The 14,851-nt window shown below is 66.7% G+C and carries 11 protein-coding genes; 9 read left to right on the top strand and 2 right to left on the bottom strand.

Annotated elements, in window-relative coordinates; translation table 11 throughout:
* Positions 1 to 30: 30 nt before the first annotated feature.
* Positions 31 to 1,350, bottom strand: coding sequence for a lysophospholipid transporter LplT (lplT, locus tag AB1I47_RS03285; protein ID WP_354682382.1), 1,320 nt, complete (start codon positions 1,348 to 1,350; stop codon positions 31 to 33).
* A gap of 616 nt (positions 1,351 to 1,966) precedes the next feature.
* On the opposite strand from lplT, the gene alr reads away from it, so the two are divergent.
* The 4 genes from alr to AB1I47_RS03265 all read left to right on the top strand — a co-directional run bounded on the left by alr (position 1,967) and on the right by AB1I47_RS03265 (position 5,751).
* Entirely contained in the window at positions 1,967 to 3,088 is a 1,122-nt protein-coding gene (gene alr / locus AB1I47_RS03280) for an alanine racemase (RefSeq protein ID WP_354682344.1), read from the top strand.
* Positions 3,089 to 3,188: 100 nt separating this feature from the next.
* Complete coding sequence (gene radA, locus AB1I47_RS03275) at positions 3,189 to 4,550, top strand: DNA repair protein RadA (RefSeq protein WP_354682343.1); 1,362 nt, start codon at positions 3,189 to 3,191, stop codon at positions 4,548 to 4,550.
* Positions 4,551 to 4,553: 3 nt separating this feature from the next.
* Positions 4,554 to 5,111, top strand: coding sequence for a GNAT family N-acetyltransferase (locus AB1I47_RS03270; protein WP_354682342.1), 558 nt, complete (start codon positions 4,554 to 4,556; stop codon positions 5,109 to 5,111).
* Positions 5,112 to 5,265: 154 nt separating this feature from the next.
* Positions 5,266 to 5,751 (top strand): disulfide bond formation protein B, encoded by a 486-nt coding sequence (locus AB1I47_RS03265; protein ID WP_354682341.1) that lies wholly within the window; start codon positions 5,266 to 5,268, stop codon positions 5,749 to 5,751.
* Between the two features lie 171 nt (positions 5,752 to 5,922).
* Here the strand turns inward: AB1I47_RS03265 and AB1I47_RS03260 are convergent, their stop codons facing one another.
* Positions 5,923 to 7,857: an ATP-binding cassette domain-containing protein gene (locus AB1I47_RS03260; RefSeq protein ID WP_354682340.1), complete on the bottom strand. Its 1,935-nt coding sequence runs from the start codon at positions 7,855 to 7,857 to the stop codon at positions 5,923 to 5,925.
* A 291-nt stretch (positions 7,858 to 8,148) separates the two neighbouring features.
* On the opposite strand from AB1I47_RS03260, the gene AB1I47_RS03255 reads away from it, so the two are divergent.
* The 5 genes from AB1I47_RS03255 (at position 8,149) to gsiC (ending at position 14,847) form a co-directional block, all read left to right on the top strand.
* A complete protein-coding gene (locus AB1I47_RS03255; protein ID WP_354682339.1) occupies positions 8,149 to 9,138 on the top strand; it encodes a MurR/RpiR family transcriptional regulator in 990 nt (329 codons plus the stop codon).
* A gap of 6 nt (positions 9,139 to 9,144) precedes the next feature.
* On the top strand, positions 9,145 to 10,131 hold the full coding sequence (locus AB1I47_RS03250) for an isoaspartyl peptidase/L-asparaginase family protein (protein ID WP_354682338.1): 987 nt from the start codon (positions 9,145 to 9,147) through the stop codon (positions 10,129 to 10,131).
* A gap of 73 nt (positions 10,132 to 10,204) precedes the next feature.
* Positions 10,205 to 12,109, top strand: a complete 1,905-nt coding sequence (locus tag AB1I47_RS03245; RefSeq protein WP_354682337.1) for a dipeptide ABC transporter ATP-binding protein — start codon at positions 10,205 to 10,207, stop codon at positions 12,107 to 12,109.
* A gap of 50 nt (positions 12,110 to 12,159) precedes the next feature.
* Entirely contained in the window at positions 12,160 to 13,704 is a 1,545-nt protein-coding gene (gene gsiB, locus AB1I47_RS03240; protein ID WP_407935792.1) for a glutathione ABC transporter substrate-binding protein GsiB, read from the top strand.
* Positions 13,705 to 13,926: 222 nt separating this feature from the next.
* Positions 13,927 to 14,847, top strand: coding sequence for a glutathione ABC transporter permease GsiC (gene gsiC / locus AB1I47_RS03235; RefSeq protein WP_354682335.1), 921 nt, complete (start codon positions 13,927 to 13,929; stop codon positions 14,845 to 14,847).
* The last annotated feature ends 4 nt before the right edge of the window (positions 14,848 to 14,851 follow it).

Here is a 14,851-nt window from a genome sequence, read left to right as displayed (position 1 = left end):
TCCCGCCTGCGCGGGAACCACGCTCCGACCCTAGTGGTGCTTATCCTCGCCAATCATCGCCAGCGAATTGAACTCCCGCACGTTGAACTTGTGCAGCTTCAGCACCAGGAACATCGTCACGCAGATAAACAGCCCCAGCGCGATGATCACCACGCCGATCGGCACGTTCAGCTTGATCAGCAGCGCGTACAGGCACAGCATCAGCAGCACCGACACGTTCTCATTGAAGTTCTGCACCGCGATCGAGTGGCCGGCCGACAGCAGCACATGCCCGCGGTGCTGCAGCAGCGCATTCATCGGCACCACGAAGTAGCCCGACATCGCCCCCACCAGCATCAGGAACACATAGGCGATGAACATGTACAGCGGCATGTGCAGGCCCATGATGTGCAGCGTGACCTGGGGCATGGCGTCCTTGGTGTAGAAGGCCATGATCATCACGGTCGCGCCCATGGCCACGCCGAAGGGCAGCACCGACAGTGACTTGCGCAGCGGGATGCGTGCCGCCGCGACGATGGCGCCGACGGCCACGCCCACGGCCACCACGGCCTGCAGCAGCGCGCCCTGCGACAGGTTCAGGCCCAGCGACTTCTCCGCCCATTTCAGCACGATGAACTGCAGCGTGGCGCCCACGCCCCAGAACAGCGTGGTCACCGCCAGCGAGATCTGGCCCAGCTTGTCGCGCCACAGCGCCAGGAAGCAGTCGCCGAACTCCGCGATCAGCTTGATCGGGTTCTTTTCCTGCTGCGGGTAGCGTGCGCCGGTCTCCGGGATAAACAGGTTGAACAGCGACGCGATCACGTAGAACAGCATGATCACCACCATCGCCGCCTCGGCCGGGGTGTCGATGCCGGTGTTGATGATGGGCACGTCCAGCCGCAACAGGATGTCGGACACATGCACCGAGATCAGCGCGCCGCCGACTACCGTGCCGAGGATGATCGATCCCACCGTCAGCCCCTCGATCCAGCCGTTGGCCATCACCAGCTTTTCAGGCGGCAGCAGCTCGGTCAGGATGCCGTACTTGGCCGGCGAGTACGCGGCCGCGCCGAAGCCCACCACGCCATACGCCAGCAACGGATGCAGCCCGAACATCATGATCGCGCAGCCGACCACCTTGATGGCGTTGGTGATGAGCATCACCCGCCCTTTGGGCATCGAGTCGGCAAAGGCGCCGACGAAGGCGGCGAGGACGACGTAGGAGAGAACGAAGAACAGCTTGAGCAGCGGGGTCATCCACTGCGGGGAATGCAGCTCGGTGAGAAGGGCGATGGCGGCGATCAGTAAGGCGTTGTCGGCCAGCGAAGAAAAAAACTGCGCGGCCATGATGGTGTAAAAACCCTTCTTCATGCTCTCGACTTTGTCTCCATCGCGCACTCCGTGCGGCTCGGCCAGGCTGGCGCCGGCCGTGGAGGCCATGGTTTGCAGGGAACCTTGTGCCGCGGCCGTGTCGAATTGTGTCGGTTGCATTTTTTTGCTGCGGCGACGTGCGGCTTGCCTGACAGTCATTGACATAATGCTTCGCTTTTAGAACATGGCCGGAGCGTCCGGCTTTATATCACGAAACCATGACATTCCCGAACCCCGGCAAGGGCCCTTTTTGACAGCGGATTGCCGTGCCGATTCCCCAGAGACCCCCGGCAGCGGCATCTGAATGTGTTCAAATAACGGCTGCGATCGCTTCCAGCCGCCCGGGTCTGCCGGGATCTGGTGCACTGGCCGGGCGATATGGCGACCAGAACACACTGCCATGACATTAGCGCGACATTCGCGCCGAATGAAGTGGTTCGGCCGCCCCAACGTGCAGTTACACACCGACAGGTGACGTTTGCGCCATCGACATTGAGACAGAGCCGTCCTTCCAGCCGCCGAGCCAGCCGCGATTCCAGGCGCCCATACTGCGTGCATAGCTGCCTGCGCGCTTGACTGCGCTCCCCCTGGCCCCAGTTTTCCGAGATGTGACTCCATGCCAAGACCCATCCACGCCGTCATCCATCAACCCGCCCTGGCCAACAACCTCGACGTCGTCCGCCGCAGTGCGCCAAATTCGCGCATCTGGGCGGTGATCAAGGCCAACGCCTACGGCCACGGCATCCGCCGCGTCTTTGCCGCGCTGCGCGGCACCGACGGCTTCGGCCTGCTCGACCTGAACGAGGCCGTGCTGCTGCGCGACCTCGGCTGGCAGGGCCCGATCCTGCTGCTGGAGGGCTTCTTCCAGCCGCAGGACGTGGCCGTGATCGAGCAATACCGCCTGACCACCTCGATCCACTGCGACGAACAGCTGCGCATGCTGGAGAGCGCCCGCCCCAAGGGCCCGCTGGCGATCCAGCTCAAGCTCAATACCGGCATGAACCGGCTGGGCTTCCAGCCGGCGCAGTACCGTGCCGCCTGGGAGCGCGCCCGCGCCATGCCCTGTGTGGGCAGTATCGTACATATGACGCATTTTTCCGATGCGGATAGTCCCCGAGGCATCGCGCACCAGATCGAGACCTTCGACGCCGCCACCGCCAACCTGCCGGGCGAGGCCAGCCTGGCGAACTCGGCCGCGGTGCTGTGGCATCCGCAGGCGCACCGGGCCTGGGTGCGGCCGGGCATCATCCTGTACGGCGCCTCGCCGAGCGGCCGCGACGCAGATATCGCCGGCACCGGGCTGCAGCCGGCGATGTCGCTGCACAGCGAGCTGATCTCGGTGCAGGACCTGCAGCCGGGCGATAGCGTGGGCTATGGCTCGTTGTTTACCGCGGAGCGGCCGATGCGCATCGGCGTGGTGGCCTGCGGCTATGCCGACGGCTACCCGCGTCATGCCGCCGGCTGGGGCGAACACCGGGCGCCGGTGCTGGTTGATGGCGTGCGCACCGAGCTGGTGGGACGCGTGTCGATGGACATGCTGTGCGTGGACCTGACGCCGTGCCCGAAAGCTAAGGTCGGCAGCACGGTCACGCTGTGGGGCCAGGGCCTGCCGATCGACGAGGTGGCGCAGGCCAGCGGCACGGTCGGCTATGAGCTGATGTGTGCGCTGGCGCCGCGCGTGCCGACCACGGTGGCGACCATCACGGCCTCGGACAGCCCCGCTGCGGCGGTGGTCTGATCCCGCTATACAAAGGCGCCGGCACCATGCCGGGCGCCTGACACTGATGCCGGCCGGGCCACTTGCGTGCCCGGCTCGTTTTTTTCTGCAAGGACATCCGTTGGCCAAGACCAAGACTGTCTATACCTGTACCGAATGCGGTGGCACCACGCCGCGCTGGGCCGGCCAGTGCCCGCATTGCCAGCAGTGGAACACGCTGGTGGAGACGGTGGCCGAGTCCGCCGCGAACAAGCGCTTCCAGCCGCTGGCGGCATCGGCCATGGTGCGCAAGCTGTCCGAGATCGAGGCGGCCGACGTGCCGCGCTTTTCCAGCGGCATCGATGAGTTCGACCGCGTGCTGGGCGGCGGGCTGGTGTCGGGCGGGGTGGTGCTGATCGGCGGCGATCCCGGCATCGGCAAGTCCACGCTGCTGCTGCAGGCGCTGGCCAACCTGGCCGGGCAGCGCCGCGTGCTTTATGTCAGCGGCGAAGAATCCGGCGCGCAGATCGCGCTGCGTGCGCAGCGGCTGGGTGTGGAAAGCCCGTCGCTGGGGCTGCTGGCGGAAATCCAGCTGGAGAAGATCCAGGCGACGCTCGAGGCAGAGAAGCCTGAGGTCGCGGTGATCGACTCGATCCAGACGCTGTACTCCGAGGCGCTGACTTCGGCGCCGGGGTCGGTGGCGCAGGTGCGCGAATGCGCGGCGCAGCTGACGCGCATCGCCAAGAGCAGCGGCATCACCATCATCCTGGTCGGCCACGTGACCAAGGAAGGCAGCCTGGCCGGGCCGCGCGTGCTGGAGCATATCGTCGATACGGTGTTGTATTTCGAGGGCGATACCCACTCATCGCACCGGCTGATCCGCGCCTTCAAGAACCGCTTCGGTGCGGTCAACGAACTGGGCGTGTTCGCGATGACCGAGCGCGGCCTGCGCGGCATCAGCAATCCGTCGGCGCTGTTCCTGTCGCAGCATGAAGAAACCGTGCCGGGCTCGTGCGTGCTGGTGACGCAGGAGGGCACGCGGCCGTTGCTGGTGGAGGTGCAGGCGCTGGTCGATACCGCCCACGTGCCCAACCCGCGCCGGCTGGCGGTGGGGCTGGAGCAGAACCGGCTGGCGCTGCTGCTGGCGGTGCTGCACCGGCATGCGGGCGTGGCCTGCTTCGACCAGGACGTGTTCCTCAACGCGGTGGGCGGGGTCAAGATCACCGAGCCGGCCGCCGACCTGGCGGTGCTGTTGTCGATCCATTCGTCGATGCGCAACAAGCCGCTGCCGCGTGGGCTGGTGGTGTTCGGCGAAGTGGGGCTGGCGGGCGAAATCCGCCCGAGCCCGCGCGGCCAGGAGCGCCTGAAGGAGGCCGCCAAGCTGGGCTTTACGCTGGCGGTGATCCCCAAGGCGAATGCGCCCAAGCAGAAGATCGACGGGCTGGAAGTGATCGCGGTGGAGCGCATCGAACAGGCGATCGACCGGGTGCGGCACCTGGACTGAGGCATGGAAGCCAGCGACATCGCCTTCGAGACCGAACGCCTGCTGCTGCGCCAGTGGCGCGATGCGGACTACGTGCCGTTTGCCTCGCTCAATGCCGACGCGGAGACCATGCGTTACTTCCCCGCGCCGCTGTCCCGCGCCGAAAGCGATGCGATGGCCAACCGCTGCCGCGGCCTGATCGCGGCCAAGGGTTGGGGCCTGTGGGTGGTGGAGCGCAAGGCGGGTGGCGCCTTCCTGGGGTTTGTCGGACTGCACGAGCCCGCGTGGGCGCTGCCGTTCACGCCGTGCGTGGAGATCGGCTGGCGGCTCGCGCGGCATGCGTGGGGCAGCGGCTACGCGACCGAGGCGGCACGCGGCGCGCTGGCGTGGGGTTTCGAGCGGCTGGGGCTGGCGGAGATCGTGTCCTTCACGACGCTCGCCAACCGGCGCTCGCGCGCCGTGATGGAACGATTGGGCATGCGCGAGGACGAACTGGTGTTCGAACATCCGGCGTTGGCGGAAGGCCACCCCTTGCGCCCCCATTGCCTGTACCGGCTGTCGCGTGCGGCATGGCTCGCGTGACGGACCGCGGCCCTGCGGCAATCCGCCACAGGGCAGGGGATGCGCCGCCTGGGAGGCGCCAAAGGCGCCCGGAGCAAAATCGGTAATAATGCAGCAACGCCGCGCCATGAAGCGGCGGCAGTGCATCGCTTACCGGATTTCCTGATCACCATTTATGCAAGCCAATTCCCGCGCCTATTTCCTGCTGATCGCCCTGGTCTCCTTCGGCCTGGTCGGCGTTGCGCTCTACCTGCAGTTTGAAAAGGGCTACCAGCCTTGTCCGCTCTGCGTGATGCAGCGCTTCGCCTTTATCGGCATCGGCATCTTCTCGCTGCTGGCCGTGGTGGCGCAGAACACGCGCTCGCTGTGGCAGGGGCTGGGGATGCTGTCCGGCATCGCCGGCATTGCGGTGGCGGTGTACCACGTGTCGTTGCTTTTGAATCCCAAGGCCACCTGCGGCATCGATCCGCTGGAGAACTGGGTCAACGCGCTGCCTACGGCCAAGGCGTTGCCCCAGGTGTTTTATGCCGATGGGCTGTGTACCGCGCCGCTGCCGCCGGTGCTGGGGTTGTCGGTGCCGGCGTGGTCGTTGATCTGGCTGTTTGCGCTGACGCTGACGTTGGCGGTGGGGCTGATCCGGCGGGAGAAGAATTTCCGCTGAGCTTTGCGGACGATGGGAAAGAGAACCGGCGCCATGGGCGCCGGTTTTTTTGGGTGCTGTTGCGCGGTTCGAACCCTGCTGGTTTGCTCCCCTCTCCCGCATGCGGGAGAGGGGAACGTTCGCTAGGGGCGGCAGACTTATTTGAGCGTCATCTGTGGTTTCACGCAGCCCTCACGCAATCTGCTCGATCTGCTCCTGCAGTTCCAGCCACTTCTCTTCCAGCGTCTCCAGCTCGCCGTTTACCTCGCCCTGGCGCTTGAGCATCTCCATCAGCTTCGCCTTGTTGGCCTCGGCATAGCTGGTCTCATCGGCCATGAACCGGTCGATCTCCACCTTGGCGGTCTGCAGCACCGCCATGCGTTTCTCGACCTTCTCCAGCTCCCTGGTCAACGGCTTGCGCAGCGCCGACAGCCGCTGACGCTCGTCCGCTTCCGCGCGGCGCTGGTCCTTGCGGTTGACCGTTGCCGCGGCATCGCCCGCGTTCTCCGCCTGATGTGCAGCCACCGCGGCATTGCGCTTGGCAGCGGCCTGCTGCAGCAGCCAGTCGCGATAGTCGTCCAGGTCGCCGTCAAACGGCTGGATGGTGCCGTCGGCCACCAGCATGAACTGGTCCGCGGTCGCGCGCAGCAGGTGCCGGTCGTGCGACACCAGGATCAGCGTGCCTTCGAACTGCGCCAGCGCCATGGTCAGCGCTTCGCGGGTGTCGAGGTCCAGGTGGTTGGTCGGTTCGTCGAGCAGCAGCAGGTTGGGCTTCTGCCAGACGATCAGCGCCAGCGCCAGCCGCGCTTTTTCGCCGCCTGAGAACGGTTCGATCGGCGACGTGGCCATGTCGCCGCGGAAGTTGAAGCTGCCGAGGAAGTCGCGCAGTTCCTGCTCGCGGGTATCGGGTGCCAGCCGCGCCAGGTGCTGCAGCGGCGAGTCGTGGTCGCGCAGCGTTTCGAGCTGGTGCTGGGCGAAGTAGCCGATCTGCAGGCCCTTGCCCAGGCGCAGGTTGCCCTTGAGCGGATCCTGCGTGCCCGCCAGCGTCTTGACCAGCGTTGACTTGCCCTGGCCGTTGGCGCCGAGCAGGCCGATACGCTGGCCGTTCTGGATCGACAGCGCCAGGTTGTGCAGGATGGTCACCGGCGGGTCGGCCTCGGCATAGCCGCAATCGACACCGTCGAGCACCATCATCGGGTTGGGCGCGGCATCGGGCTCGCGGAACTCGAAGGCGAAGCCTGAAGCGACGTGCACCGGCGCGAGCCGCTCCATCTTCTCCAGCGCCTTGACCCGGCTCTGCGCCTGCCGCGCCTTGGTTGCCTTGGCCTTGAAGCGCGTGATGAACGACTCCAGGTGCGCGATTTCCTTCTGCTGGCGCGTGTAGGCGGCCTGCTGCTGCGCCATCTGCTGCAGGCGCATCGTCTCGAACAGCGTGTAGTTGCCGCCGTAGCGGCGCACTTGCTGGTTTTCGATATGCACGGTGACGTTGCAGATCGCGTCAAGGAATTCGCGGTCGTGCGAAATCATGACCAGCGTGCCGGGATAGCGCGCCAGCCAGTCTTCCAGCCAGACGATGGCGTCCAGGTCCAGGTGGTTGGTCGGTTCGTCGAGCAGCAGCAGGTCGGACGGGCACATCAGCGCCTGCGCCAGGTTCAGGCGCATGCGCCAGCCGCCGGAGAACGACGCCACCGGCTGCGACACCTGCGCCAGCGTGAAGCCCAGGCCCAGCAGCAGCGCCTCGGCGCGCGCCGGGGCGGTGTAGCCGTCGGCGTCGGCAAACTCGGCGTGGGCCTCGCCCTCGGCGGTGCCGTCGCCGGTGCCCTGTGCCGCGGCGATGGCGGCTTCGATCTCGCGCAGGCGCGTGTCGCCGTCGATCACGTAGTCCACCGCGCTGCGGTCCACTGCGGGCGTTTCCTGCGCCACGTGGGCGACGCGCCATTGCGCCGGCACGCTGACATCGCCCCCGTCCGGATGCAGCTCGCCGCGCAGCAGCGCGAACAGCGTCGACTTGCCGCTGCCGTTGGCGCCGACAAGGCCCACGCGCTCGCCCGGGTTGAGCGTCACGCTGGTGTGGTCGAACAGCACCTTGGTGCCGCGCTGGAGGACAAGCTGGTCGATTCGGATCACGAGTGGGGAAACGTCTGAAAGAAGAACGGAAAAAACGCGGAGAAAAGCGGGCGGTGCCGGGGTTTGGTGCGCTGGGCGGCATTGTAGCGTTTCCGGTGCAAGCCATGCCCGGATGGTGCAAAACGGCTTGTTGCGCGCGCGCTGACTGCACCGCAAAAGTGCCCCGGAGGGCGCCAAAACTAGGGATTACCCTTGGTCTGGAAAAACTCTATTTTCTTTGGGCATGGGTTGCGTGTAAATTCATTTACACACTGATCGCACTTTTACGAATCGTTAGCTGACCCCTCCCGTATGCCCAAAGGCCATTCCATTTCCGAGCGCATCGCGCGCAGCCTGCCGACGCTGACTCCGGCGCACCGGCGCATGGCGGAATACGTGCTGGCCAACCTGTTCCGCGCGGCCACCATGCGTATCGACGAGTTTGCCGCGGCGGTGGAGGTATCGGTGGCGACCGCCAACCGCTTTGCCCGCGCACTTGGCTTCGATGGCTATCCGCAGTTTCGTGCCGAGCTGGTACGCGGTTTTGAGGCCACGCTGGCGCCGGTGGAAAGGCTGCGCAGCGAACTGGAGCGGCCCGCGACCGCGCACGAGGTGTTTGCCGCCTCGCTGGAAGACGCCGCCGCCAATGCCGAAGCGACCCGGCGCAACCTCGATGCCCAGACCTGCGAGCGCGCGGTGTCGGCGATCCTGGGCGCGCAGCGCGTCTATGTGGCGGGCTTCGGCGCCAGCGGTTTCCTGGCGGGGTTGCTCCAGCACGGGCTGGAAATGCATTGCCGCATGGTCACTTCGGTGGCCGGCGCCGGCGGCGCCTCGCATGCGGCGCGCCAGTTGTTCAAGCTGCAGCCGAGCGACCTGCTGATCGTGATCGCGTTTCCGCGCTACGTGTCCGATACCGTCGAACTCGCACAGCGGGCCAAGGCGCATGGCTGCCAGTTGCTGGCGCTGACCGACGGACCGACCTCGCCGCTGGCCCCGATTGCCGATATCGCGCTGTATGCGCAGGCCGCCAACCGGCTGTCGGCCAACTCCGATGCCACCGTGCTGGCGCTGATCGAAGCGCTGTGCGGCGCGGTGGCGCACCGGGCCGAGCGGCCGGTCAAGGCCGCCGCCGAAATGACCGAATTCCTGCTGCCGTGGCTCTACGGCACACCCCGCACCCCGGGCGCCGACAGCGTCAGTCGCGCCGAGCCTGCGCGGACCGCCCCGTCTGCCGCGGCCAAGCCCACCGAAACCAAGGCCGGCGCCACGGGCCGTCGCTCCACCAAAACCCTGAAGTCCTGATCTCTCATGCCTCAAGCAGTCATTGCCATCCACGGCGGCGCCGGCACGATCACCCGCACCGCGATGGACGCCGCGCGCGAACGCGAATACACCGAGGCGCTGCAACACGTGCTGCAAGCCGGCCAGCGCATCCTGGCCGATGGCGGCAGCGCGCTCGACGCCGTCACCGAGGCCGTGCGGCTGCTGGAAGAGTGCCCGCTGTTCAACGCGGGCAAGGGCGCCGTGCTGACCCATGCCGGCACCTATGAACTCGACGCCGCGGTGATGGAGGGCGCCACGCTCGCGGCCGGCGCGGTGGCCTGCGTCACGCGCCTGCGCAATCCGGTGCTGGCCGCCCGCGCGGTGCTCGAGCACAGCGAGCATGTGATGTTTGCCGGCGCCGGCGCCGAGGCGTTCGCGCAGGCGCACGGCCTGGAACTGGTCGCACCCGATTACTACTTCACGCAGGCGCGCCACGAACAATGGCAGCGCGCGCGTGCTAACGCCGGCTTGGCCCTGCTGGACCACGATGCCGCCGCGCTTGCCGCGCACGCGAAGGCCGCACCGCCTCACGGCGCTGCCGACCCGATCGATCCCGACAACAAGTTCGGCACCGTCGGCGCGGTTGCCTGCGACAGCCGCGGCAACCTCGCAGCCGCGACTTCCACCGGCGGCGTGACCAACAAGCAGGTCGGCCGCGTCGGCGATACGCCGGTGATCGGCGCGGGCTGCTATGCGGACGATGTCGCGGCGGTCTCGGCCACCGGCACCGGCGAGATGTTTATCCGCACCGTGGCCGCGCATGACGTGTCCGCGCAGATGCGCTACGCCGGCCTGTCGCTGGAAGAGTCGGCCCGGCGCGTGGTGATGGAAAAACTGCGCGCCATCAACGGCCGCGGTGGCCTGATCGCGGTCGACCGCGCTGGCAACGTCACGCTGCCGTTCAACACCGAAGGCATGTACCGCGGTTTCGCCCGGGTGGGCGAAGCGGTCAACGTATCGATCTACGGCTGACGCCGCGCAGCACCGGCAAGTTCCGGCGAGTCCCGGCGAGTCCCGGCATCAAGCAGCAACACAAGGAGTTCCAGTGGCCACTACCCCTGCGCAATCGCACGCTTCCGCATCCGGCATCGCACTGCCGCCCGAGCGCGTCGTCTCGGTGAACGGGCTGACCGTGCGCTTTGCCACGTCCGAGCGCACCGTCGAGGCCGTGCGCAACCTCTCCTTCCATGTCGACCGCGGCGAGACGCTGGCGGTGGTGGGCGAGTCGGGCTCGGGCAAATCGGTGACGTCGCTGGCGCTGATGCGGCTGGTCGAGCATGGCGGCGGCAAGATCGCTGCGGGCAGCATGGCGCTGCGCCGGCGCGGCGGCGAGGTGATCGACCTGGCGCGCGCGGATAACGCCACGCTGCGCAGCGTGCGCGGCGCCGACGTGGCGATGATCTTCCAGGAGCCGATGACCTCGCTCAATCCGGTGTTCCCGGTGGGCGAGCAGATCGCCGAATCGATCCGGCTGCACCAGGGGAAGAGCCGCGCCGCGGCGCGCGCCGAAGCGCTGCGCATGCTGGAGCTGGTGCGCATCCCCGAGGCGCGCCGCGTGCTGGAACGCTATCCGCACCAGCTCTCGGGCGGCATGCGCCAGCGCGTGATGATCGCGATGGCGCTGTCGTGCAAGCCGGCGCTGCTGATCGCCGACGAGCCGACCACGGCGCTGGACGTGACCATCCAGGCCGAAATCCTGCAGCTGATCCGCGGCCTGCAGGCCGAGATGCACATGGGCGTGGTCTTTATCACCCACGACATGGGCGTGGTGGCCGAGGTGGCCGACCGCGTGCTGGTGATGTACCGCGGCGAGAAGGTGGAAGAGGGCACTTCGGATGACGTGTTCCGCGCGCCGGCGCACCCGTATACGCGTGCGCTGCTGTCGGCGGTGCCGCGTCTGGGCGCGATGAGCGGCACCGACCTGCCGGCCAAGTTCCCGTTGCTGCGGCTCGACAGCGCCAGCGCCGAGCCGGTCGCACCGCAGGACACGGTGACGCCGGGCGTGGCGCCGATCCTGCGCGTGCAGGACCTGGTGACGCGCTTCGACGTGCCCGGCGGCCTGTTCGGCCGCGTCAAGCGGCGCGTGCATGCGGTGGAGAAGGTCAGCTTCGACCTCTATCCCGGCGAGACGCTGGCGCTGGTGGGCGAGTCCGGCTGCGGCAAGTCCACCACGGGCCGCTCGCTGCTGCGGCTGGTGGAAAGCCAGAGCGGCACCATCGAGTTCGCCGGGCAGAACATCAGCAAGATGGAAGGGCCGGCGCTGCAGACCCTGCGCCGCAATATCCAGTTCATTTTCCAGGACCCGTTCGCGTCGCTCGATCCGCGCGTGCCGGTGGGCTATTCGATCATGGAGCCGCTGCTGGTGCACAAGGTCGCCAGCGGCAAGGAAGCCGAGCAGCGCGTGGCCTGGCTGCTCGACAAGGTGGGGCTGGACCCGTCGCACGCGGCGCGCTACCCGCACGAGTTCTCCGGCGGCCAACGCCAGCGCATCTGCATTGCGCGCGCACTGGCGCTGAACCCCAAGGTGGTGGTGGCCGATGAATCGGTGTCCGCGCTGGACGTGTCGATCCAGGCGCAGATCGTGAACCTGATGCTGGACCTGCAGCGCGAGCTGGGCATCGCCTTCCTGTTTATCTCGCACGACATGGCGGTGGTGGAACGCGTGAGCCACCGCGTGGCGGTGATGTACCTGGGCCAGATCGTCGAGATCGGCCCGCGCCGCGCGATCTTCGAGAATCCGCAGCACCCGTACACCAGGAAGCTGATGTCGGCGGTGCCGATCGCCGACCCGGCGCGGCGCCACCTGCGGCGCGAGCCGCTCAACGACGAGATCCCCAGCCCGATCCGCGCGGTTGGCGACGAACCGGTGGTGCAGCCGCTGGTCCGGGTCGCCGGCAGCGGGTCGCTCGGCCATTATGTCGCCCGGCATGCCGTCGGCGGCGCTTATTGAAGTCCTCGAAGTCAAGAAGTTTCCAAGGAGATTCGACGATGTCTGCACGTATGGTTTCGCCCCGATGGATGGCCGGCGCCTTTGCCGCCGGCGCGCTGGGCATGCTGGCCTCGGCCCCGGCCTTCGCCGCCAAGGATGCCGTGATGGCGGTGTATTCCACCTTCACCTCGCTCGATCCGTACGACTCGAACGACACGCTGTCGCAGGCGGCCAGCAAGTCCTTCTACCAGGGGCTGTTCGGCCTGGACAAGGACATGAAGCTGGTCAACGTGCTGGCCGACAGCCACGAAGTCAGCAAGGATGGCCTGACCTACACCTTCAGGCTGAAGAAGGGCATCAAGTTCCACGACGGCACCACGTTCGATGCCGCTGCCGTCAAGGTCAACCTGGACCGCGTCACCAACCCCGCCAACAAGCTCAAGCGCTACACGCTGTTCAACCGCGTCGCCAAGACCGACGTGGTCGATGCCAATACCGTCAAGGTCACGCTGAAAGAGCCGTTCTCGCCGTTCATCAACGTGCTGGCGCATCCGTCGGCGGTGATGATCTCGCCGGCCGCGCTGCAGAAGTACGGCAAGGACATCGCCTTCCACCCGGTCGGCACCGGCCCGTTCGAGTTCGTCGAGTGGAAGCAGCCCGATCACCTGAAGGGCAAGAAGTTCGCCGGCTACTGGAAGACCGGCTACCCCAAAATCGACACCATCACCTGGAAGCCGGTGGTCGATAACAACACGCGCGCGGCGATCATGCAGACCGGCGAGGCTGATTTCGCCTTCAGCATCCCGTTCGAGCAGGCCGCCGTGTTGAAGAACAGCCCCAAGGTTGAACTGATCTCGGCGCCGTCGATCATCCAGCGCTACCTGACCATGAACACCATGGTCAAGCCGTTCAACGATCCCAAGGTGCGCCAGGCCATCAACTACGCGATCAACAAGGACGCGCTGGCCAAGGTCGCCTTTGCCGGCTACGCCGTGCCGTCCGAGGGCGTGGTGCCGCCGGGCGTGGACTTCGCCGAGAAGCTGGGCCCGTGGCCGTATGACCCGGCCAAGGCGCGCGCGCTGCTGAAGGAAGCCGGCTACCCGAACGGCTTCGAAACCACGCTGTGGTCGGCCTACAACCACACCACCGCGCAGAAGGTGATCCAGTTCGTGCAGCAGCAGCTGCAGCAGGTCGGCATCAAGGCCTCGGTGCAGGCGCTCGAAGCCGGCCAGCGCGTGGAGAAGGTGGAGAGCGTGCCCAAGCCGGAAGACGCCGGCGTGCGCATCTACTACGTGGGCTGGTCGTCGTCGACCGGTGAATCGGACTGGGCGCTGCGTCCGCTGCTGGCTTCTGAGTCGATGCCCCCCAAGCTGCTGAACACCGCGTACTACAAGAACGACCAGGTCGATGCCGATATCGCTGGCGCGCTGCGCACCACGGATCGCGGCGAGAAGGCCCGCCTGTACAAGGACGCGCAGGAACGCATCTGGAAGGATGCACCGTGGGCTTTCCTGGTGACGGAGAAGGTGCTGTTTGCGCGCAGCAAGCGGCTGACCGGTGCCTATGTAATGCCGGATGGTTCGTTCAATTTTGAAGAGATCGATATCAAGCAGTAATGGGTGAGACGAGGGCCGGGACTTCGTGGAAGCTCCTGCCCTCTCCCCCGGCCCCTCTCCCGCAAGCGGGAGAGGGGAGCAAACAACGGGTGCTGGCTGTCATCCCATCCAAAGAGCAGTAAGCAGTAAAGCAGTAAGCCGACAGACGGCCGCCTGCCCGCGTCGCGGGGTCGCAGGCGGGCGGCCCGCGGCCTCTGCTGCTGCATTTCCTTCTGGTGCGTCATGCTGAATTACTTCCTCAAACGTGTGCTGGGCGTGATCCCCACGCTGCTGATCGTGGCAGTGCTGGTGTTCCTGTTCGTCCACCTGCTGCCGGGCGATCCGGCGCGGCTGGCGGCGGGCCCCGAGGCCGACTCGGCCACGGTCGAACTGGTGCGCAAGGACCTGGGCCTGGACCGGCCCCTGCCTGAGCAGTTCGTCAACTTCTTCTCCAATGCGATCCGCTGGGAGTTCGGCAATTCGCTGCGCACCAAGCGCCCGGTCAGCGAAGAGATCGGCGACCGCTTCATGCCCACGCTGCTGCTGACGGTGGCGTCGATGGCCTGGGCGGTGGTGTTCGGCATGGCTATCGGCATCGGCTCGGCCGTGTGGCGCAACCGCTGGCCGGACCGGCTCGGCATGACGCTGGCGGTGTCGGGCATTTCGTTCCCGGCCTTTGCGCTGGGCATGCTGCTGATGGAGGTGTTCTCCGTGCAGCTCGGCTGGCTGCCGTCGATTGGCGCCGATAGCTGGAAGCACTACGTCTTGCCGTCGATCACGCTGGGCGCCGCGGTGGCGGCGGTGATGGCGCGCTTTACCCGCGCCTCGTTCGTCGAGGTGCTGCAAGAAGATTTCATCCGCACCGCCCGTGCCAAGGGCGTGCGCGAGACGCTGGTGGTGGCCAAGCACGGCCTGCGCAACGCCATGATCCCGGTGGTGACGATGATGGGGCTGCAGTTCGGCTTCCTGCTGGGCGGCTCGATCGTGGTCGAGAAGGTGTTCAACTGGCCGGGGCTCGGGCGCCTGCTGGTCGATGCCGTCGAGATGCGCGACTACCCCGTGATCCAGGCCGAGGTGCTGCTGTTCTCGCTCGAATTCATCCTGATCAACCTGGTGGTGGACATGCTCTACACCGTGATCAACCCAACCATCCGCTACAAGTGAGGCC

Source organism: Cupriavidus necator, assembly GCF_040578825.1.
GTDB classification, from domain to species: Bacteria; Pseudomonadota; Gammaproteobacteria; order Burkholderiales; family Burkholderiaceae; genus Cupriavidus; species Cupriavidus necator_E.
Note: the sequence above shows the minus strand (reverse complement) of the source record. Positions and strands in the feature narration are given on the sequence as shown.

Excerpts from the sequence above, each read along its gene's own strand:
- lplT (WP_354682382.1), bottom strand. The coding sequence starts at position 1,350 with ATGAAGAAGGGTTTTTACACCATCATGGCCGCGCAGTTTTTTTCTTCG.
- alr (WP_354682344.1), top strand. The coding sequence starts at position 1,967 with ATGCCAAGACCCATCCACGCCGTCATCCATCAACCCGCCCTGGCCAAC.
- AB1I47_RS03270 (WP_354682342.1), top strand. The coding sequence starts at position 4,554 with ATGGAAGCCAGCGACATCGCCTTCGAGACCGAACGCCTGCTGCTGCGC.
- AB1I47_RS03265 (WP_354682341.1), top strand. The coding sequence starts at position 5,266 with ATGCAAGCCAATTCCCGCGCCTATTTCCTGCTGATCGCCCTGGTCTCC.
- AB1I47_RS03255 (WP_354682339.1), top strand. The coding sequence starts at position 8,149 with ATGCCCAAAGGCCATTCCATTTCCGAGCGCATCGCGCGCAGCCTGCCG.
- AB1I47_RS03250 (WP_354682338.1), top strand. The coding sequence starts at position 9,145 with ATGCCTCAAGCAGTCATTGCCATCCACGGCGGCGCCGGCACGATCACC.
- gsiB (WP_407935792.1), top strand. The coding sequence starts at position 12,160 with ATGGTTTCGCCCCGATGGATGGCCGGCGCCTTTGCCGCCGGCGCGCTG.
- gsiC (WP_354682335.1), top strand. The coding sequence starts at position 13,927 with ATGCTGAATTACTTCCTCAAACGTGTGCTGGGCGTGATCCCCACGCTG.